Annotated in this window: 20 protein-coding genes; 4 read left to right on the forward strand and 16 right to left on the reverse strand. The window is 61.2% G+C overall.

Translation table 11 applies throughout. The features are described from left to right. Positions 1-9: 9 nt before the first annotated feature. The 3 genes from ACH2ED_RS14395 to acpS are packed head-to-tail and all read left to right on the forward strand — an operon-like array spanning position 10 to position 2,770. The gene (locus ACH2ED_RS14395; RefSeq protein WP_395092366.1) at positions 10-1,377 is read left to right on the forward strand and encodes a CPBP family intramembrane glutamic endopeptidase; all 1,368 of its coding nucleotides are present in this window, start codon (positions 10-12) and stop codon (positions 1,375-1,377) included. 45 nt (positions 1,378-1,422) lie between these two features. Then, positions 1,423-2,358: a thioredoxin-disulfide reductase gene (gene trxB, locus ACH2ED_RS14400; RefSeq protein ID WP_395092367.1), complete on the forward strand. Its 936-nt coding sequence runs from the start codon at positions 1,423-1,425 to the stop codon at positions 2,356-2,358. A gap of 1 nt (position 2,359) precedes the next feature. Further along, complete coding sequence (gene acpS / locus ACH2ED_RS14405) at positions 2,360-2,770, forward strand: holo-ACP synthase (RefSeq protein ID WP_395092368.1); 411 nt, start codon at positions 2,360-2,362, stop codon at positions 2,768-2,770. Here acpS and ACH2ED_RS14410 read toward each other — a convergent pair. The 10 genes from ACH2ED_RS14410 to ACH2ED_RS14455 form a co-directional block, all read right to left on the reverse strand. Next, positions 2,767-3,165 (reverse strand): VOC family protein, encoded by a 399-nt coding sequence (locus ACH2ED_RS14410; RefSeq protein WP_395092370.1) that lies wholly within the window; start codon positions 3,163-3,165, stop codon positions 2,767-2,769. The genes acpS and ACH2ED_RS14410 overlap by 4 nt on opposite strands. A gap of 136 nt (positions 3,166-3,301) precedes the next feature. Continuing rightward, complete coding sequence (locus tag ACH2ED_RS14415) at positions 3,302-3,727, reverse strand: HEAT repeat domain-containing protein (RefSeq protein WP_395092373.1); 426 nt, start codon at positions 3,725-3,727, stop codon at positions 3,302-3,304. Next, positions 3,660-3,836 carry a hypothetical protein gene (locus ACH2ED_RS14420; RefSeq protein ID WP_395092376.1) on the reverse strand — a complete coding sequence of 59 codons (177 nt, stop codon included), beginning with the start codon at positions 3,834-3,836 and terminating at the stop codon, positions 3,660-3,662. Before ACH2ED_RS14420 ends, ACH2ED_RS14415 begins: the two co-directional genes overlap by 68 nt. 132 nt (positions 3,837-3,968) lie before the next feature. After that, entirely contained in the window at positions 3,969-4,160 is a 192-nt protein-coding gene (locus ACH2ED_RS14425; RefSeq protein ID WP_395092377.1) for a hypothetical protein, read from the reverse strand. A 77-nt stretch (positions 4,161-4,237) separates the two neighbouring features. Continuing rightward, positions 4,238-5,641 carry a PQQ-binding-like beta-propeller repeat protein gene (locus ACH2ED_RS14430; protein ID WP_395092379.1) on the reverse strand — a complete coding sequence of 468 codons (1,404 nt, stop codon included), beginning with the start codon at positions 5,639-5,641 and terminating at the stop codon, positions 4,238-4,240. 48 nt (positions 5,642-5,689) lie between these two features. After that, complete coding sequence (locus ACH2ED_RS14435; protein ID WP_395092381.1) at positions 5,690-6,364, reverse strand: YoaK family protein; 675 nt, start codon at positions 6,362-6,364, stop codon at positions 5,690-5,692. Positions 6,365-6,405: 41 nt separating this feature from the next. Continuing rightward, complete coding sequence (locus tag ACH2ED_RS14440) at positions 6,406-6,543, reverse strand: DUF6784 domain-containing protein (protein ID WP_395092384.1); 138 nt, start codon at positions 6,541-6,543, stop codon at positions 6,406-6,408. Further along, positions 6,531-6,950 carry a type II toxin-antitoxin system VapC family toxin gene (locus tag ACH2ED_RS14445; RefSeq protein WP_395092387.1) on the reverse strand — a complete coding sequence of 140 codons (420 nt, stop codon included), beginning with the start codon at positions 6,948-6,950 and terminating at the stop codon, positions 6,531-6,533. Before ACH2ED_RS14445 ends, ACH2ED_RS14440 begins: the two co-directional genes overlap by 13 nt. After that, positions 6,950-7,174 (reverse strand): hypothetical protein, encoded by a 225-nt coding sequence (locus ACH2ED_RS14450; protein WP_395092390.1) that lies wholly within the window; start codon positions 7,172-7,174, stop codon positions 6,950-6,952. Before ACH2ED_RS14450 ends, ACH2ED_RS14445 begins: the two co-directional genes overlap by 1 nt. 51 nt (positions 7,175-7,225) lie before the next feature. Further along, on the reverse strand, positions 7,226-9,130 hold the full coding sequence (locus ACH2ED_RS14455; protein WP_395092393.1) for a DUF6785 family protein: 1,905 nt from the start codon (positions 9,128-9,130) through the stop codon (positions 7,226-7,228). A gap of 50 nt (positions 9,131-9,180) precedes the next feature. Between ACH2ED_RS14455 and prmC the strand changes: the two genes are divergently transcribed. Next, positions 9,181-10,044: a peptide chain release factor N(5)-glutamine methyltransferase gene (gene prmC / locus ACH2ED_RS14460; RefSeq protein ID WP_395092396.1), complete on the forward strand. Its 864-nt coding sequence runs from the start codon at positions 9,181-9,183 to the stop codon at positions 10,042-10,044. Positions 10,045-10,109: 65 nt separating this feature from the next. On the opposite strand, the gene ACH2ED_RS14465 is transcribed toward prmC, so the two are convergent. The 6 genes from ACH2ED_RS14465 to ACH2ED_RS14490 all read right to left on the reverse strand — a co-directional run bounded on the left by ACH2ED_RS14465 (position 10,110) and on the right by ACH2ED_RS14490 (position 17,297). Beyond that, on the reverse strand, positions 10,110-10,634 hold the full coding sequence (locus ACH2ED_RS14465; RefSeq protein ID WP_395092399.1) for a DNA-3-methyladenine glycosylase I: 525 nt from the start codon (positions 10,632-10,634) through the stop codon (positions 10,110-10,112). 5 nt (positions 10,635-10,639) lie between these two features. After that, positions 10,640-12,121, reverse strand: a complete 1,482-nt coding sequence (locus tag ACH2ED_RS14470; RefSeq protein WP_395092401.1) for a hypothetical protein — start codon at positions 12,119-12,121, stop codon at positions 10,640-10,642. 63 nt (positions 12,122-12,184) lie between these two features. Further along, a complete protein-coding gene (locus ACH2ED_RS14475) occupies positions 12,185-13,312 on the reverse strand; it encodes a hypothetical protein (RefSeq protein WP_395092404.1) in 1,128 nt (375 codons plus the stop codon). Positions 13,313-13,398: 86 nt separating this feature from the next. Then, the gene (locus ACH2ED_RS14480) at positions 13,399-13,617 is read right to left on the reverse strand and encodes a hypothetical protein (RefSeq protein WP_395092407.1); all 219 of its coding nucleotides are present in this window, start codon (positions 13,615-13,617) and stop codon (positions 13,399-13,401) included. 21 nt (positions 13,618-13,638) lie between these two features. Then, positions 13,639-14,463, reverse strand: coding sequence for a prepilin-type N-terminal cleavage/methylation domain-containing protein (locus ACH2ED_RS14485; RefSeq protein ID WP_395092410.1), 825 nt, complete (start codon positions 14,461-14,463; stop codon positions 13,639-13,641). A 113-nt stretch (positions 14,464-14,576) separates the two neighbouring features. Next, positions 14,577-17,297, reverse strand: a complete 2,721-nt coding sequence (locus tag ACH2ED_RS14490) for a hypothetical protein (protein WP_395092412.1) — start codon at positions 17,295-17,297, stop codon at positions 14,577-14,579. Positions 17,298-17,314: the final 17 nt, after the last annotated feature.

The following is a 17,314-nucleotide window of genomic DNA, read 5'->3' on the forward strand; positions in this document are numbered from 1 at the left end:
TAGGCTGGCGTGCAGACGCTCCCAAAGACAATCTATCTCTGGCTGGTGCTCCTGGTGGCGAGCATGCTTTTGGGGCCACGGCTTGCTCCCCGTCCCCCTAAAAGTGCCACGCCCACCCGGTATCGGCTCTCCGGGGCGGCGTTTGAGGGTTCCCTAGAAGCCGAACGTCTTCTCATTACGCACTACGGCCTGAAGCTCGTCAACGAGGGCATGCTGTGGCAGGCACACGAGCTGTATCGTCAGTTTGCGCTCAAAGAAGCCGATCCCACACTTGGGCGCAAAGCGCTGATTCTGGCAAGTCAGCTCACCGTGCCGCCTGTGCCACTGGACGAGGCGCTGCTCAAGCGGCTTCCGGAAAAAGAGCGTCCTCTCTGGCGCGCCCTCTACAGCCCAACCCAGACGCCGCTTCCTACAGATGCCGAGGCGCAGCTCAAGGCGATGCACCTAGGCTTTCTGACGCACCAGGTGCTGGCGGATCTCTACCAGACCCAGGGGAACACGAGCACTGCCGCCGCCGCCAGAACCCGCCGCGATACCCAGGCGCACAACGCACTCTGGCGCATGATTTCCTTAGTGCTGGCAGGGATTTTACTGGGCATGATCGGGCTGGGGCTGCTGCTATTTGCCGTGTTCGTGGCCGCGCGACGCGAGTGGCATCTGCTGGGACGTGTCCCTGAGTCCGAGAGCGCACAACTGGGCTGGGGCGACCTGCTGGATGGCTTTGTCTTCTATCTGGCGATCTACCGAGCAGGGGCCTTGCTGGTGAGACTGGTGATTTCGGGGCTTTCTTTGCACCCTGCCCAGGTTCTGCTGCAAGTGGCGCTCCAAGCGGGGATGGGGGCACTGGCCGTGTACTATGTGGTCGTTCAGGCGAAGAAACGAGGGGCGTGCCTGAGTGAGCTGGGCTGGACACGGACACGGCTGGGCACGAATATCGCCTACGGGATCGCGGGCTACGCGATGACGCTGCCCCTGACGATTGCCCTGGGAGCCCTCTCCAAAGTGCTTTTCCGTAACAACCCGAACACGGAGCCCAATGCACTCTTGCCACTTCTGACGGGTAGTACGACTCTGTGGGAGCGTGGGCTACTCTTTGCCAGCGCGTCGATCTTTGCCCCGCTTTTTGAGGAGCTGTTTTTCCGGGGCGCACTCTTTACCGGCCTGCGACGGCGCTTCTCCGGCATCCCGAGCATTTTGCTCTCCGCCGTGATCTTTGCCTCGGTGCATCCCATGCAGGACTGGCTCTCCATTCTAGGGCTCGGTGTCTCGTTTGGGATCATGCGCCACCTGCGCCAGAGTGTCGTGCCGGGAATGGTCGCGCATTTCTTGCAGAACACCGCCACATTTCTTCTGCTCATTGCACTTTTTGGGGAGTGACGGAACTCTATGGCGGAGGCAACTGTAACTAGAGAGACTGAAACTATGAGTGAACTACGCGAAATCGTCATTATCGGCAGCGGCCCCGCAGGGCTGACGGCTGCCATCTATGCTGCCCGTGCCGAACTAAAACCTTTAGTGTTTGAAGGCCCCCAGCCGGGCGGGCAGCTCACGATCACCACGGAAGTGGAGAACTATCCCGGCTTCGCTAATCCCATCGAGGGGCCAGAGCTCATGGACGCCATGCGCGAGCAAGCGATTCGTGTCGGCACCGAGGTACGGATTGACTGGATTACCAAAGTAGATCTGTCGCAGCGGCCTTTCGTGATCGAGACCAGCTCCAATCAAACCGTCCACGCCAAGACGCTAGTGATCGCCACGGGCGCGTCGGCGAAGTGGATCGGGATCGAGAGCGAGCAGCGACTGCAAAACAAAGGCGTCTCCGCGTGTGCGACTTGTGATGGTTTCTTCTTCCGTGGCAAAGATGTCGCGGTGATCGGTGGCGGGGACACGGCGATGGAGGAGGCGATGTACTTGACACGTATGTGCACCTCCGTGACCGTGGTGCACCGACGCGATACGCTCCGCGCCAGCAAGATCATGGCGGATCGTGCGCTCAAGAACCCGAAGATTACATTCGCCTGGGACAGCGGCGTGGATGAGATTCTGGATGGGGGCACCGGGAAAGTGACGGGCATCCGGCTCAAGAATCTGAAGTCCGGTGCCATCTCGGATCACTATGTCCAGGGGGTCTTTGTGGCGATTGGGCACCAGCCCAATACAGCCCTCTTTACCAACCAGCTCCCCATGGATAACGCAGGCTATCTCATCACCGACGGCGTGAAAACCCCTATCGCGGGCTGCTTTGCGGCGGGCGATGTCTACGACACCATGTACCGACAGGCGGTGACGGCGGCGGGGATGGGGTGTATGGCCGCGATTGAGGCGATTCGCTTTATCGAGGCCGAAGAGAGCCACTAGGATGCAACCCATCCCCCTAACCCCCGCCGGGCGGGGGGACGGTAACATCGTTGCGGTAGGTGTCGATCTGACCGATGTCCCGCGCATTCGCAAGGCGCTTGGGGAGTTTCCCGAGCGCTTTGTCAAGCGTATCCTCACCGAGAGCGAGGCCACCTACTGCCTCTCCCGCCCCGACCCCGCACCTCATATCGCCGCGCGCTTTGCCGCCAAAGAAGCCGTGATTAAGTGCCTGGGCGGCGGGGTCTCCTTCAAGGAAATCTGTGTCGAGCGGGCGATGTCGGGTGCACCCAGCATCGCTCTCACGGGAAAAGCCGCCGAGAAAGCCGCGGGCCGCAAGATTCTCATCTCGCTCACCCACCTTCCTGAGATCGCCTGCGCCTTCGCGGTACTCGTGGAGGAGCCTGGGGGCTAGGTGGTGGGCGTGCCGAAGTTCAGCTCGACGCGATTTCCGGCGGGGTCTACCACAAAGAACTGGAGCTGGCCGGTGAGGGGAATCGTTGTCTTATGGAAGGGCACTTCACGCTCCGTCAGTAGCACCTCAACCGCCGCAGAGTCCGTGCAGTCGAAGGCGAAGTGGTCGAAGTAAGTGGGCGTGTCTTTTTGATGCACCTCGCCCGGCTCAGCCTCGTAGAGGTGCACGACAGCGGCCTCGGTTGCCCCTTCAGCGTAGAGCCAGTAGCCAAAGCCAGGAAACGGAGGGCGGAAGCCGTCGTGCAAGCCGATGATGGCGCAGTAGAAATCTTTCAGTGCGCCAAGTAGCGCACGGTCGGCGCGGATGTTAACGTGATTCAGACCATGAGTTGCCATTTGCCGCATTGTAGCACGAATTGAAGCGATCTTTGGTATCCTATGGCTGCTATGCTCTTCACGGAAAACGGATTCGCTCCGAGCGAAAAAGCCGCCCCACGGAGCTGCTTGGCCCACGCCGGAGCAGTAATGAGTTTCAAGCAGGGGTCAACGCAGGCGGGTGAGGGTAGGAGGTGCGCTCAAAAACCTCCGTCCAAAAAGGATCATGGTCAATCCCGAATCGTGCCAGGCTCATGCAGGCCGCGCTGGCGATACAGGCAGGATCGTCCCACTGGGTTGCCAAGTCTTCCAGCAAAGGAATGGCGCGTGGGTCACCGAGATAGCCGAGGGCCATGACCGCATCGTAGCGCACAAAATCATCCGGGTCGTGGACAAACGAGGCAACTACGGGGAAGAGTTCGCGCTCGCCGGTTTTAGCCAGTAGATAGACTATGCGAAACCGGACGCGTGGGTTCTCGCTGACAACAAGCTCCAGCAGCTGCCCGATGGCTATCTTACCAAAACGCAGAAGCCGAAGCGAGGCTTGCGTCGCCGTGGCCTCGTCGGGGCTGGCTAGGTTCACCAAGTGCCCCGCTTGCCGCGCCGGGCTGCGCGGCGATGATTTTGGCGCAGTTGGTCGTGCGTGCCTCCCAGGTAGCGAGCTGGGGAATGGGCTTGGGCTTGAGCATCATGAAAGTTCCTCAGGCAGGAGCGCCTACGCCACGACGCGGATAGCGGCGGGTATGCCCAAGCAGTGTGTTATGCATGTGGTTATCACCCAGCGCAACAGCTGCTTCTGCACCCGCCGACAATCTCTCCACAGGCTACACCTTGCAGGTCATATCTTCACCACAGCACAGAGGCGACTTGATCTTTCCATGACCATTGGGGCACTTGGATATCTGCACGGATTTCCCATCAGGAAGGACTAAGCTGTCATTCACCAGTGGGGCGTCACACTTTCCACAGGTCGCATTCACACTCATTCCACACTTCGAACATTCGTAGGTTGCCATTTGATCTTCTTTCCTAGTACCCTCTGAAGTCGTTCAGGGGCGGTCTCATTATAACAGCCTTCGAAGGCTATGTGCCCTCATTTTTTGCGGCGGATGGAGTAGAGCTTACTTTCCGTGCGGATCAGCAGACGCTCCCCGACCAGTGCGGGAGATGCCTGTACCATCTCGTCGAGCGGGTTGGTGTGCAGCACTTTGAACTTATCGCCCGCCGCCACCACATAGGTTTGGCCCTCCTCGCTCAGGCAGAACAGCTTTCCATTATAGGCCCAGGGCGATGTGGTGAAGGCATTGGCCGACGGGGCGAGGCGCTCTTTGTAGGTCTGCGCTCCGGTCTTGGCATCGAAGCGGCTCAGAATTCCTGTCTCACTAAGCGAGTAGATTCCGCCCTGGTAGGCCACGGAGGAGGGTAAGTAGGTACCGCCACGTGCTTGAGACCAAGCGACAAACTCGTTGGAGGTCTGGCCACGCGGGAGTGAGATGTCGCCGCTGGCCCCCGGACGAACCGCGAACAGAGGCCGTCCCCGTCCGCCATTGAGGTAGAGCAGGCCATCGTGGGCGAAGGGCATGGGGATCGGGGCAGCGGACATTCCTGACAGACGCCACAGCTCTTTGCCACTGAGGTCGTAGCTCACTGCGATTTCGGGGCCAATGGTGACCAGCTCGGTGCGGAGGGCGTGTTTCCAGAGAAATGGGGTCGCCCAGCCGGAGTGCATCTGCTTTGGCCCCAGATCCCGGTCGGTGCGCCAGAGCTGCTTGCCCGTTTGTTTATCGAGCGCCGCCAGATACTGCTGCTTCTGGTTGTCGGTGAGGAAAATCAGCTGGTTGCCCGCCAGTACCGGCGAGCTGCCCGTGCCAAACTCAAGATAGATCGGATTGACTTCGAGTGGCGTCTTCCAGGTTTGCTTTCCGGCAAGATCAAAGGCCCACACCCCGAGGTTTGCCACATAGACATAGACAAACTTACCGTCGGTGACCGGCGTCTCAGAGACGAAGCTGTTCTTGCGGTGCCGTCCGCCCGGTGGCCGCCCGGTGTAGAACTCTTTCTTCCACTCCACCTTGCCAGTCTTAAGATCGAGGCAGTAAAGAAAATAATGAAGCTGGACTTCATCGGGCAGCTCAAAGTCCCGCTCGTTGACCTTCTTCATCACCTCTTCCTCGCTGAGCCCTTGCTTCATCAGCTCGGCGACGTACTCATTGCTGTACTCCGTCCCTTTTTGCGGCACCTTGGACTTGCCGTCGGTGGTGGCCGTGGTCAGAAAGACTTTATTGCCCGTCACAATCGCCGACGACCACCCGCGCCCCGGAATCGTCTGCGCCCACTCCACATTCTGAGTCTTGCTCCAGCGATCCGCCAGCAGCGCACTCGTCCCCACCGGGTTCGCACTCGGCCCACGAAACTGCGGCCAAGCGCTCTCCTGAGCGAGAACCGAAGGCGCAGTCAGAAGTAGCGCACATACCAGAGGCAGAGAAAGCTTTATCATGAGGATACTATACCCTTTTAGAGGGTGACATACTGTTTCAGTCCCACTCTAGGTTGATGTAGGGCGACGGTTCAAGAAAAAGTAGCTGCCGTAGGCAAGTGAGGTTGTGGCGGTGAAAGCGGAGGGAATAAACAGAGCCGCGTAGTGGAGCTGGTGGAACGCGAGCGTGCGCACGATACCGCCGCACAGAAAGCCCGAAATGACGATCAGGCAGAGTCGGAGCCGCTGCAGGTTCACGGGCAGGCCGCGTAGGAAGTGCCCCAGAAAGATACCCAGGTCGGTGAACATCCCGGAGATGTGGGTAGTGCGGATGACGGCGCCACTGTAGGTGCTCATCATCGCGTTCTGGAGGCCACAGGCGCACGATGCGGAGTAAATGCCCAGGAGGCTGCCCCGGTTGAGCAAGGGGACTGCCCCGGCAAGGAGAGCAGACTCTAAGAGTAGGGCCACTCCGTAGCGCCGCCCAAGCTTGAGCGTGCTGTCCTGAATCAGGAAACCACTGACCACGGTTCCCACAAAAAACGAGCCGATAATGGCGACAAAGTGAAGTGCCGCCGCCCCATCGAGGGATGCCAAGGCCGTCGCAAGTAGCGACGTGGTTCCCGTAAGGTGAGTCACAGGTCTATGCTCAAAGCCAAGCAGCCCGACCACATTGACCATGCCCCCGACAAACGCTAGCGCCCATGTCCCGAACCAAACCCATTTGGGTAACTTTGAAATCATCAACTTCCAGTATAAGCAATTTCAGGGTGAGCGCTTGGAGATTAGTTCGGGAAAGTGCGGTAGATTTCTGCCCCGAGTCCTAGCCCGACTAGCGACCAGAAGGCACCGGTGACGAAGTCGCCGAGGATGAGGCCGAAGAAGAAGGGGAGAGCGGTGCGGCAATCTTCTATACTGTCCAATCCTCAAACTTGAGGTTTGGCACACGAGAAAAGTCGCGGGTGTTGCGGGTGAGGAGAGTCGCATCGTTGGCAAGGGTGATGGCAGCAATCTTGAGGTCCTGTGTGCCGATACGGATCTTCTGGCTTTGTAGCTCTTGAAAAAAGCGGTGCGCGTCGGCATCATAAGGAAAGACGGTCATTCCCGCGTAGATTTCCAGGTGCTGCCCGAGCTGTACATAAGCCCGAAGAAGTGGCTCGTCTTTCTCCCGCGCCGTCTTTGCGAGCCACCCTTTACACTGCTCCTCGTAGCTGACAATGGTTGTCGCCACTTCTGAGTCTGATAGAGCGCTGAGCTTCAAGGTGAGTGTCAGAGCCGCCGTACCACCACGCTCCAGAATACTCATGTGATCCGTATCGAGCAGGTACATTACGCTGCTTTCTCGTCATCGTGATCGTGGGGACGGTCTGCGTTGCGCCACTCCTGGCCAAGCGCCACGACTTCCTCGAAGTCTGGGGAGTCAGCGTAGATTCCCACAAACCAGCGCCACCCACGCTTCTTGATAGGCGGCTGTTGCTGAGCAAGCTGCTCCTGCACCTTTTGGACAGTGTTCTCCAGCCGTAGAACACGCTGCTCTAAAGTCTCCGTTGCCATAGTGAGATTGCCTCTTTCGTGTCGTGTGGGTAGTCAAATTATAGCACAAGGCTAGTTCGGGAAAGTGCGGTAGATTTCCGCCCCGAGCCCGAGTCCCACGAGCGACCAAAACGCCCCGGTGACAAAATCCCCGAGGATGAGGCCGAAGAAGAAGGGGAGCGCGGTGCGGTAGAGCTTGATGCCACCGTAGCGCAGGACACTGGCTTTGAGAACCCAGGCGATAAAGAGATCCAGCCAGAAAAGCTCGTTGGCCCAGGTGAGGTTGAGCACGTAGGCCGAGGGTGTGAGGGGGAAGCCCATAAAACGGGTACGGAGAAAGCCGAGTAAGAGCGTTGTGGCCGCGCCGAACGTAGCGCCGAGCCAGGCGTGGGAGTCGGGGGCGCGGTTGCGGCCCCACCAGCCGTTGAGCTGCGCCCACGGGGAGCTGCCCATGTTGGGGCGGTAGTTGTTCACATTGGCCGTTGCCGCGCCGTTCCCGTGGTAGAACTGCATGTCCCAGAGCAGAGCGCTGACGATGGCAACGGCGAGTGCGAGCAGGCAGGCGAAGGCAAACGGGCGAAGTGGCGAGTGGGAGCGGCGCATCCCGACAAACCCCTGGAGCGCCTGGGGCATCACGGCGGCGCGGTAGTCCAGGTTGAACCATGAGAGGGTCGCAAGGTACGAGAGATCGGTGGGTGCGAGTGCGGCGGTTCCCGCGAGTGTGGTGATCATGCTCTGCGGGTCCACCCAGTTCAGTAGTGGCGAGAGGACCGCCGTCTCCGCCGAGAGCCGCGCGAGCGCGAGCTGGAGCAGAATGTAGATGGTGAGCAAGACGAGAGGAAGCCACCACGGGGCACCGGCAAGAACGAGCATCGCCCAGATCGCCAGAAACCCGATGGCCGCGCCCGTGAGTGCGACCCGTGCGCCGGGCTGTTGCGGGAGCATCGCGAAGTAGCGGCGGGCGGCAAAGAGGGCCGCGACGCAGACCACGAGCCACGCACCCCACGACTGAAACTGGATAAAGGGAAACTGATCCGGGTGCTCGTTCTGCGTGTCCGTGCCCAAGTCCCGCCAGTTCTGCGTCACGCCCCAGAAGTTCAGCAGCTTCTTTGCGGCGTGGAAAATCCAGAGCGAGAACAGCATGTCGGCGTTGATCAGAAATCCAAAGCCAATCCCCGACGGATGAATCAGGGCGACGACCATTCCAAAGCCACTAAAGGGCGGCGCGTTCAGCGCCATGAGATCTATGGGTTTGTTGAACGGCAGCGACGGCAGGCTGGGATACAGCCCGGCGAGCGTGTTGAGTGTGTAGAAAAATGCCGGGAGCGCAAACCCCGCCCAGAACAATTTATTGCGAAAAAGCGGCACGCCCTCGCGGCAGAGCTCCAGCGGGAGGGCGACCACGGGGAAAGTGAGGTGCTCTTGATCCGCCCAGCGCTGGCGTAGCGCGTAGGCCAGGCAGAGGAGTGTGGAGAAAAGTAAGAACAGAAAAACACCCCAGAATGCTAGACTTGGCCCCCAGGCCACCAGTGCCTCTCGGGTGAAGAAGCTCGTGTGGCCCTCGTAGAAGTCTTTCAGCCGCGCCGGGTCGCGTGGGCCGAGCAGGGCAGACGGGAGATAGGGGAAGAACTTCTCCCAGCCGCGCTCGGGGCCGTAGCGCCAAGCATTGGTGAGAAATGGCGTGAAGAAGCCAAGGTTCCCAATCCCCGCCACCGACGAGCTGAGCGAGAGCAGGACATAGACTGCAAACAGCTCCGCTGGTCGCAGTGCAGCTTGTGGAGCAAGCTTTCGAATCAGCGCATTGCCGATACTGAGCAGAAACAGCAGAAACGCGACACCGATAAACAGCGTCGTGATGGTGATCTCCGTGACCTTCGTGCGCATCTCCGAGTTGGCGATCCAGCCCGTGTTGAGCACGATCAGCGGCAGGGCAAGCCCCAGCGTCCGTCCCCAGCGCACCGCTACTGTCTGTGTCATCGTGGCGTATTTTACCTCCTCCCCCCTGCCGGGCGGAGATGGGGGGTAAAATGCCCACCGTGACGCTCTCCGCTCTTCTTACCGACGCTACGACCCGCCTGACCGCCGCCGGAATCCCCACCGCCGAAGCCCGTACCGAGGCGCGAGTGTTGATTCAGCATGCTTTTAGTTTGACGCGAGAGCAGCTTATTCTGCGTCCCGATGCCGAGCTTGATGCGACGTTTTTGGAGCCGTGGCTACTGCGTCGCGCAGGCCGCGAGCCGCTGGCCTATATTTTGGGCGAGCGCGAGTTCTACGGCCTTGGTTTTCGCGTCACCCCCGCCGTGCTGATCCCCCGGCCTGAGACGGAGCACTTGGTGGAGGTGGTGACTGGCCCCCTAGCCCCCGATCACGGGGGAATCCATGCGGTTCTCGATATTGGAACCGGCTCCGGGTGCATTGCGATCACCCTTGCCAAGCTCTTGCCAGATGCCGAAGTCTGGGCGACGGATATCTCCGAGGCAGCTCTGGAGATTGCGCGGGAGAACGCGGCACGGCACGGGGTGCACGTGGAGTTTTGTTTGGGCGACTTACTTGCGCCACTGCCCCCCGAGCAGTGCTTTACTGTGATTGTCAGTAATCCGCCGTATATCGCGCCAAGCGAAACCAGCACACTGGAGCCCGAGGTACGAGACTTCGAGCCACACACCGCGCTCTTTGATCCTGCTCTGGGCGGCGAGGGGCTGAGCTTCTACCGGCGACTGGCAAGGGAAGCACCCGCACGGCTTTTGCCCGGCGGTTTGCTCGCTGTCGAAGTGGGGCAGGGGCAGGACAAGGCGGTGGCGCGACTCTGGCGGGACGCGGGGCTGGTGGATGTGGCGATCACCCTGGATCTGGCGGGAATTGGGCGGGTGGTCTCTGGCACAAAACTCTAGCTCTTGGCCAGCGAGACATCCAGCGCCTTGAAGAGTGCCGTGACCTCGTCGCCGACTTTGAGCGATTAGCACCCCGAGGGCTGTCTGCGACAGTCGGGGTCGTGCGCCCCTGGGAGGTAGCCGCAGCTCATTAGAAACTCTCCGACAATCTCACCGCCCGTAAACGTGAATGTTTTCTTGAAGAGAGCGACCCAGGCCGCTTTGTCCTGTTGAGGGAGGGCGTGGTGCGCGTCCAGCCAGGCTTTAAAGCTCCCGTGCGTGGCCTGAATCTCTAAAATTTTCTGCGCGTTGGTGACTGCGGCGCGCACTTTCAGCCGATTGCGAATAATCCCTGGATCGGTGAGCAGGCGAGCGATGTCGCTCTCAGCGTAGGCTGCTACTTTCGCGATTGCAAAACCGTCGTAGGCGGCGCGGAAGCCGTCTTGCTTTTTGAGGATCGTCTCCCAGCTCAGGCCCGCCTGGTTGATCTCCAGCACCAGCCGCTCAAAAAGCATGTCGTCGCTGGTGACAGGAAACCCGTAGACATGGTCGTGGTAGTGCACATGTACCGGATGAGCCTTCCCAGAGCGCACAAACTCGCAGTAGGTCATAGAGATTAGGAGGACTTTTTATCGAGAACAGCAGCTTTCTTCTCTCCTTCGACGGGTTTCTTTTCCGGCTCCGGCTTGGGAAGGGCGGCGGCTAGAGTGAGCTTTGTCGCGGCCAGCTTACCGTCGCCATCCAACAAGCCCACCGCGCTTGCGGTTCGCTCTTTTAGTGCGACGACAAACGCCTCGCGGGTGAGTGTCGCCCCCTTTTCGTCGAGGTAGGCGGTTGCGGTGGTGGTAGTCAGGCTAAGACCTTTCTCGCCCGGAGTGAAGCCGTCCCAGTCTGTCGGCTGGACTAGGGTGAGAACGCCTGATTTATCCTCCACCGTGACACTACCCGTCGCCTGCGCTTCGCGGGCACTCTTGCCCAGTAGCCAGGCGCGGCGCACGGCAAACGCGCTGGTGGCGGGCTCGTAGCCCCCCTCGATTCGTACACGGACTGATTTTTCGGCGAGCGCGGCTAAAAAAGCCTCGCGGGTGAGCGGGAGCCCACCACGTCCGCGCAGAACCGCTTTCTCCGCGAGATTCGCGCTCACGGCGAGGCGGGTAGGCAAAACTCCGGTGGCACGGCTCAGGGTGAGCGCAAATGTTCCCAGCTTCGGGTCTGGATCCGAGGGGACTCCCTCAAGCGCGGCCAGCTCCGCACGGCCCAGTGTCAAGCGGCTCACGGTCAGTGTCTTGCTGTCTGGGGAGAGCAGCCCTTCCACGATCGCCGCCGCGCCATCGGTGAGCTTGGGGCGCGAGCTGCCATCGGCGTTGGCGAGCTGTGCTCCCGCCAGCTCCAGCGTGAGGCGTCCGCCGCCGGGCAGCATTAGAAGCCCGCCACGTAGCGTGCCCGCTGCGGTGAGCGGCGTCGGGGTTTTAGGAGCATCGGCAGGGGTCAGCTCCAACCCCGCTTTGCCGTCGGTCGGGATAAACTTTGTCAGATCCGCCGCTAGGGTGAGTGCGCCACCCTCAAATGGCTTTGGCAGCGTGAGGGTAGCGACAGCGCGCCCGTCGGCGTCCTTGGGCAGGGCGGGCACCAGTGCCACTGTCTCCACTGTACTCTGTTCCCTCTTGCTGGCCTGCACCGCAGGGGCCAGAGTGAGCCGCAATCGGGTCAGGCCGGGTAGGCTCGCCGCCGCCACGCCCGCTCCGGGCAGCGCTCCAGGCTGGGTGAGGTCTACCAGGAAGCCCTCGCCGCTGGTGAAAAGAGTGAGAGGCTTGCTATCCGCTCCGAACCCCTCCACTTTGTAGATGGTCGCCCAGACATGCTCCCAGGTCGGCTTTGCGGCATCGGTGCCGGTGAGAAATAGACCTACGGAGGTGAAGGGTGCCGCTGCCGCTGCTGCGCTTCCCGCGCTTGCAGGCTCCCCGGGCATCGCTCCGGCTCCGCGTGACGCAGAGCCACCGGGTAGGCTAGCGCTCTCCGTGGCGGTACCCGAGCCGCCGCAGCCCGTCAGCGCGAACAACAACGAAAAAGGCAAGAGAGCCACCGTAATGCGTTTCATAGTAGTAGTATTGACCAGCGGCGCGGGATTTCCTTCATAAATCTTTGTCAGGCAGTGGCATCTCTAGCCCTGCGTTCCGGTACGCACGCTGGCCAGAAAGTCCGCCTGCTCGGGCGGGGTTGCGCACAAAACCAGCTCGGTACCCGCAAACGGTCCGCCGACGAGGCGGCAGAGCGGGGCGCCGGGGAGCAGTGGTGCAACCCACTCCAGGGCATCGAAGGCAAGCGGGGCGACGAGGCTCTGGCAGAGACGCTCGCCATAGATCACGAGCCGCTTCACTTTCTGCGTACTCAGAACCGTGCTCAGAGTCTGGGCGAGCTCGGTTTCCATGGGGATCGAGCTACCCGCGTAGAGCGCCACACTATGCCCGACTGAGAGCGCCCCGGTAATGACTTTTTGCGCCCGCGCCGCTTCCCGGAACGTGTGGCAGAAGAATCCCTGTGTTCGTGCCCAGGTAAGCTGCGGCGCGAGCTGTTCCGGGGGCGCACCACTCACGACGAAGAGCTGCTCGACTCGCTCCGGCTTACTCAGAGTGACGGGTTCGGGCAGGAGCCGTGCCGTCTTCCAGGCGGCGAGAAGCGCACTCTCCACGGCGATGGAGCCGGCAACGAGAGGCGGCTTACGCTCCCAGAGAAACTCCCCGATCAGTGCGGTGTGCGCGACGCTCAGGCTATCGAAGAAAACGACACTGGGATCGGGGTCGGCTTGGATCTCGCGCATGCGGGTTCTGACCGCCTCCCGGCCCGCGTCGAGGTACAGGCAGTTGATATCGTAGAGGGAGAAGCGCTGGGTTTCCTGGTGTAGCGTCACCGCCAGGTCTGTCTCTTGGCGGGCAATCGCCCAGAGCGCCTCGGGGTAGAGCTGGGTGTGGAGGCCACGAAACGCGACATAGCGGCCCTGCTCCGGCGCACCAAACACGACGGGAATCGCCGACGTGCCCAGCGAATCCGCGCTTCCCTCCAGAGCCGTGCCCAGTGCTTCGGGAGTTGTCAGCACATGGTGGATGGTTGCACGGAGCGGCAGGAGAGCAGCAGGATGGGTGCAGAGAAGCCCTATGGCTTCCAGATCGGCGGGCAGGCTCGTGGGGGGAGCCAGGCAGAGCTGCGTCTTCACTCCGGCACGTGCAAGTCGCTCCAGGATCTCCAGAAGCTCAGCGAGGGACTCTCCGTAGAACGCGAGGCGTAGGCTCATGGCCTATTGTAGGGCGCACAGCCTCTTGTCGCAAAAACGGCGCAGAGCAAATGCTCTGCGCCGTTTTCACTTGGTTAAGGAAGCGACTAGCGCTTCTTGCCCTTCAGACCACCCCCCCCACCAGGGGGCGGCATGCCGCTGTCGGGTGGCGGGATGCCCACTGCCGTTTTGGCTGCGGGCGAGTTATTGTCGATAGAGGCGGATGTCGGGGCCGGCTTCTCTTCTTGTGTTTGGCTATTGCAGCCGATGAGCGGCAATACCAGGAGCGCGAGAAGAAACGCGGTCGAAAGGGATTTCTTAATCATAGTACTCTCTTTCTCGATCTCTTAGTAGCGGTAGTCCCAGTACGTGAAGATCCTACCATTGGCGGTGGTGCTAAAGTCGCAGCGCTCTAAGTCGTTGTGAACCATGGACTTGACGTGACCATCGGCAAACGCCACATTGGCGCGGCCCGACTCCACGGCGGCGCGGCTTCCGCCACGGCCTTTCGTGTTGGAGTGCAGGTACCAGGTCCAGCCCTGTCCTCCCAGACCCACACAGCCACCAGGCACGTTCTCCGGCCAGACACCCGTGTTACCCACGGCGGCGGAGATGGAGACACCGGTGTTGTCCCAGACGGAGTCCGCAACCAGCATCACAGTCTCGGCAGGACGGGTAATAGCAGCGGTTGCTCCCCGAGCGCCCCACTCCACCAGGAGAATATTGACAGCCATCTGGCTGAAGGAGCTGGCGTAGTAGCCCGCATCGTCCATTGCCTTGATGTAGGGTCCGCCCCAGACGCTACCGTTCGGGATGGCAACTGGCCAGTTAGACTTGCCCGCTTCAGGGCAGACCGTCATCTGCCAGTTCTTCATGTAGGGCTGAACCACGCCCAGGAACATGTGGTTGCCCCAAGCCTGGGTGGTACCCGGGTCGCCCCAGTCAGGAGTATGACCGCCGGTGCGGTCGTTGTCGAGGCGTGGCAGCATCTCGTCGTAGTCCTGAACATACATCAGAACAGCGAGGGCTCCTTGCTTGACATTGCTAACACAACTAATGGAACGGGCCTTGGCGCGAGCCTGGGCGAAAACAGGAAAGAGAATGGCGGCGAGAATCGCGATGATCGCGATCACGACAAGAAGTTCGATAAGAGTAAAAGCTCGACGTTGCATTTAGATTTCCTTAGCAATAAGGGATTCCTTCCCACCGTGGGAAGGTTACCTTATTCTACCTTGGGGACTTCAAACACGCTAAGTGACAGCGGCTCTTTTGTTGCTGTGCTTCCTCACTTTGGTAGCAGTGCTCGCTCCAGCAATGCAAGTGCTGCGTCCACGGGCAGATCTGCCAAATCTATCACGATTCCATCCCAGCGGACGGTCGCTTCGGGGTCGTTGAGTTTCTGGAGTTCTTTGCCCAGCACTCCCGTGAACTGATCCGGCTCATCGAAGCCCGCGAAGTCGCTGGCATCGCCGAATTGGGCGGGCTGGGCGAACATAGTGCTGTAAGCGAGTATTTTCAGGGCGGGGCGGAGGGCGGAGGTAATCGCGGCTCCTGCGGGGTACTTGCCTGTCCATTTTTCCCAGCGCGGCGGCTGAACACTGGCCAGAACAGACACGGGAGCGAGCGTTTCTTTGGCGAGCGCGGTGTCCAAGCGCTTCAGGAACACATCGTTTCGCGCCGTCGTGCGCTTGCCCCAGGCGGCGCGGGGGCCTTGTGCATTGAAGATATCGGCGAAGTTGAAGCCGCCCAGCTCCGCCGCATCGGATTTCTGATCCTTGGTGAAGGCGACTCGCTCTCGGGCGTTGGCTCCCCCTTGCCAGAAGAACGCCGAGCCATCGCCCATGCCTCCAGCACTGTCGCGGTAGCCAGGGGCTGCCAGGCGCTCCAGCGCAAAGCCAGTAACCCCCGGGAGGGCCAGCAGGCGCTTGGCACGCGCCACAAACCCGGCCACATCCGCACTCTCGGGGGTGACAAAATCGGCCCCCAGCATCCGCCCTATCATCGGCGCGAGCTGAGGCGGCATGCTGGCGAGGAGCTTGGCCGACTCCGGGGAGACAATCCATTCGGTAAGCGACTGCCCAGCCCAGGACTTATCACGCACAGCATCGGGGGTGAGCGGCTCCAGCGGGGCTAGAACCGCCACAACCCCGATCTTTCCCTTTGCTTCCGCGCCCAAGAGTGCCAGCTCTTTGTCTTTACCCACGGGCACGGAGACACGCAGCTCCGTCAGGCCCCGCGCCACCGCCGACGCGACCAGAACCGCTCCCTGCGCCTCGGTGCTAGGCAGGGCTGTGGTGACCACACGCTGCTTCAAACTGGACGAGAGCGTCACGGCGGGCGGTGGCGCGGGCACGGGAAGCTCCGGGTGGATCTCGTTGGCATCGGCGGTGGCTAGAGTCGCGACGGCTCCTAGTGTGGGGGCAACCAGCTCTAAAACAATACTCTGGCTACAGCGCACCTGCGTTAAAGGCTGCGGGTCGCGACGGGTTATTCCAGGAGTGCCGTCGGGAATGTTGGAAAGCGCTCCCGCGAAGGCATCGTGCCGCTCCTGAGCTTGCTTCTGTAGCTCTGGCGAGAGCTCCCCGAGCGGAACCATATTTCCGTCGCCCGTGGGCTTGGCCTCAGCAATCTGCCAGAACTTCGCGCCGAAGTTCGCGCCCGTCCCGCGTGGCAGCGCCCGCAGGGTCGCCTGGCGGATCAGCCGGATCTTGGCATCCTTTGCCAGGCGCTCCGCACTGCGCTGATCCTGCATCATCCCTGAGATGGGTGCCATCAGAGCACTCATGGGGTTCTCGCTAGGCTTGAGCGCCACTTGATCCGTCAGTAAGTACACCGACTCCCTATCATCGCTGATTCGCCGCACCGCGCCCCCGACAGCCACACAGAGCGCCTGCACCAGATCGCCCGCTCGTGCACTGGTTCCCCGAGCGCTCACCCTGAGCTTGCCGATGCGCTGATCCGCAAAGAGCGGCACTTTCGTTGCTTGCGCGATCCGGGCAACCAGCGCGTCCACCGTTGACACACCCGCGAGTGGAATCAGGGCATTCAGTCCGCCCGAATCGGTGTTGAGATCAGAGGGTTTCCGCCGAGCGGGAACCCCTTTATTGCCCGCCGCCCCCCCCCCCAGCAGCGCCATAAACGCCATCGGATTGGGAGCCTTGCCCGCCTTGAGTGCCAGGGTTCGCGTATTTCCCGGCGCGTCGCTGTCAGTGATCAGGTTGCCAAACTGCATCGTCAGCCGCGCCCCACCACCGCCCGCTGCCGCGAAATCAGGAAGATTAGGAGACAGGTTCAGAGCACGCGAGAGGCGGAGCCTAAACTGATTCTGATCCGCCACGGGGATTACCGGCGGGGTGCCCAGCGGCCCGGCATCGGGGAAGTTCGGCTTTTGTGCAAACCGAAACGGCAGGGTTCGACGCAGCAGAGGCTGCGCGAGCGCACGCTGTTTGGTGTCGAGGCTAGAGAGCGGCAGGCCCGACGACGACGCTTGCTGGAGCTGGCTCACACTCAGGCTGGCAAGAAGCGGAAGAAGGCGGCTTCCGCCCATGCCTAGCCCCATCGCCATTCCCTCCTGCATCAGCTCCTTCATGTCGGGATCACTAAAGGGACTCGCGCTCGCGCTCTTGTCGGGGAGAAGCTGCGCGGCTAAGACACTCACGCCGCCACACCGGACAACCTGGCCGCCAAAACGCTGCACCACCAGCGCCGTGTTCCAGCCTTCGCGAGGCGCGGCTCCCAGCGGTGTCACAACGGGCTTTTTCTGACCGGTCAGCGCCTCCATGTCTGGCATCATGGCGAACATCCCACCCATTGCTCCACTAAAGAAATCAATGGGCTTGGGTTCGCTCACCAGGGAGTATTTCTCCGCGCCAACAACCAAGAGCGGACCTCGCGCGGAGACACTCCAGTAGAGGTTCGGCACGACAGACACCATTGTGCTACTCGCTGATTGTGCGGCAGGCTGCGGAATGGCAATCGCAGGCGGCGCTTGAGGTAAAAATCCCATAATGACTTAGGATACCC

It is taken from the genome of Armatimonas sp., assembly GCF_043757465.1.
In the GTDB taxonomy this organism is placed as follows: Bacteria; Armatimonadota; Armatimonadia; order Armatimonadales; family Armatimonadaceae; genus Armatimonas.

Bases quoted from the DNA above. Each gene is read 5' to 3' on its own strand.
- ACH2ED_RS14475 (WP_395092404.1), bottom strand. From the start codon at position 13,312: ATGAGCCTACGCCTCGCGTTCTACGGAGAGTCCCTCGCTGAGCTTCTG.
- trxB (WP_395092367.1), top strand. From the start codon at position 1,423: ATGAGTGAACTACGCGAAATCGTCATTATCGGCAGCGGCCCCGCAGGG.
- ACH2ED_RS14490 (WP_395092412.1), bottom strand. From the start codon at position 17,297: ATGGGATTTTTACCTCAAGCGCCGCCTGCGATTGCCATTCCGCAGCCT.
- ACH2ED_RS14435 (WP_395092381.1), bottom strand. From the start codon at position 6,364: ATGATTTCAAAGTTACCCAAATGGGTTTGGTTCGGGACATGGGCGCTA.
- ACH2ED_RS14465 (WP_395092399.1), bottom strand. From the start codon at position 10,634: ATGACCTACTGCGAGTTTGTGCGCTCTGGGAAGGCTCATCCGGTACAT.
- ACH2ED_RS14420 (WP_395092376.1), bottom strand. From the start codon at position 3,836: ATGATGCTCAAGCCCAAGCCCATTCCCCAGCTCGCTACCTGGGAGGCA.
- ACH2ED_RS14485 (WP_395092410.1), bottom strand. From the start codon at position 14,463: ATGCAACGTCGAGCTTTTACTCTTATCGAACTTCTTGTCGTGATCGCG.
- ACH2ED_RS14430 (WP_395092379.1), bottom strand. From the start codon at position 5,641: ATGATAAAGCTTTCTCTGCCTCTGGTATGTGCGCTACTTCTGACTGCG.
- ACH2ED_RS14410 (WP_395092370.1), bottom strand. From the start codon at position 3,165: ATGGCAACTCATGGTCTGAATCACGTTAACATCCGCGCCGACCGTGCG.
- ACH2ED_RS14450 (WP_395092390.1), bottom strand. From the start codon at position 7,174: ATGGCAACGGAGACTTTAGAGCAGCGTGTTCTACGGCTGGAGAACACT.
- acpS (WP_395092368.1), top strand. From the start codon at position 2,360: ATGCAACCCATCCCCCTAACCCCCGCCGGGCGGGGGGACGGTAACATC.
- ACH2ED_RS14425 (WP_395092377.1), bottom strand. From the start codon at position 4,160: ATGGCAACCTACGAATGTTCGAAGTGTGGAATGAGTGTGAATGCGACC.
- ACH2ED_RS14480 (WP_395092407.1), bottom strand. From the start codon at position 13,617: ATGATTAAGAAATCCCTTTCGACCGCGTTTCTTCTCGCGCTCCTGGTA.
- ACH2ED_RS14455 (WP_395092393.1), bottom strand. From the start codon at position 9,130: ATGACACAGACAGTAGCGGTGCGCTGGGGACGGACGCTGGGGCTTGCC.
- ACH2ED_RS14445 (WP_395092387.1), bottom strand. From the start codon at position 6,950: ATGTACCTGCTCGATACGGATCACATGAGTATTCTGGAGCGTGGTGGT.
- ACH2ED_RS14470 (WP_395092401.1), bottom strand. From the start codon at position 12,121: ATGAAACGCATTACGGTGGCTCTCTTGCCTTTTTCGTTGTTGTTCGCG.
- prmC (WP_395092396.1), top strand. From the start codon at position 9,181: ATGCCCACCGTGACGCTCTCCGCTCTTCTTACCGACGCTACGACCCGC.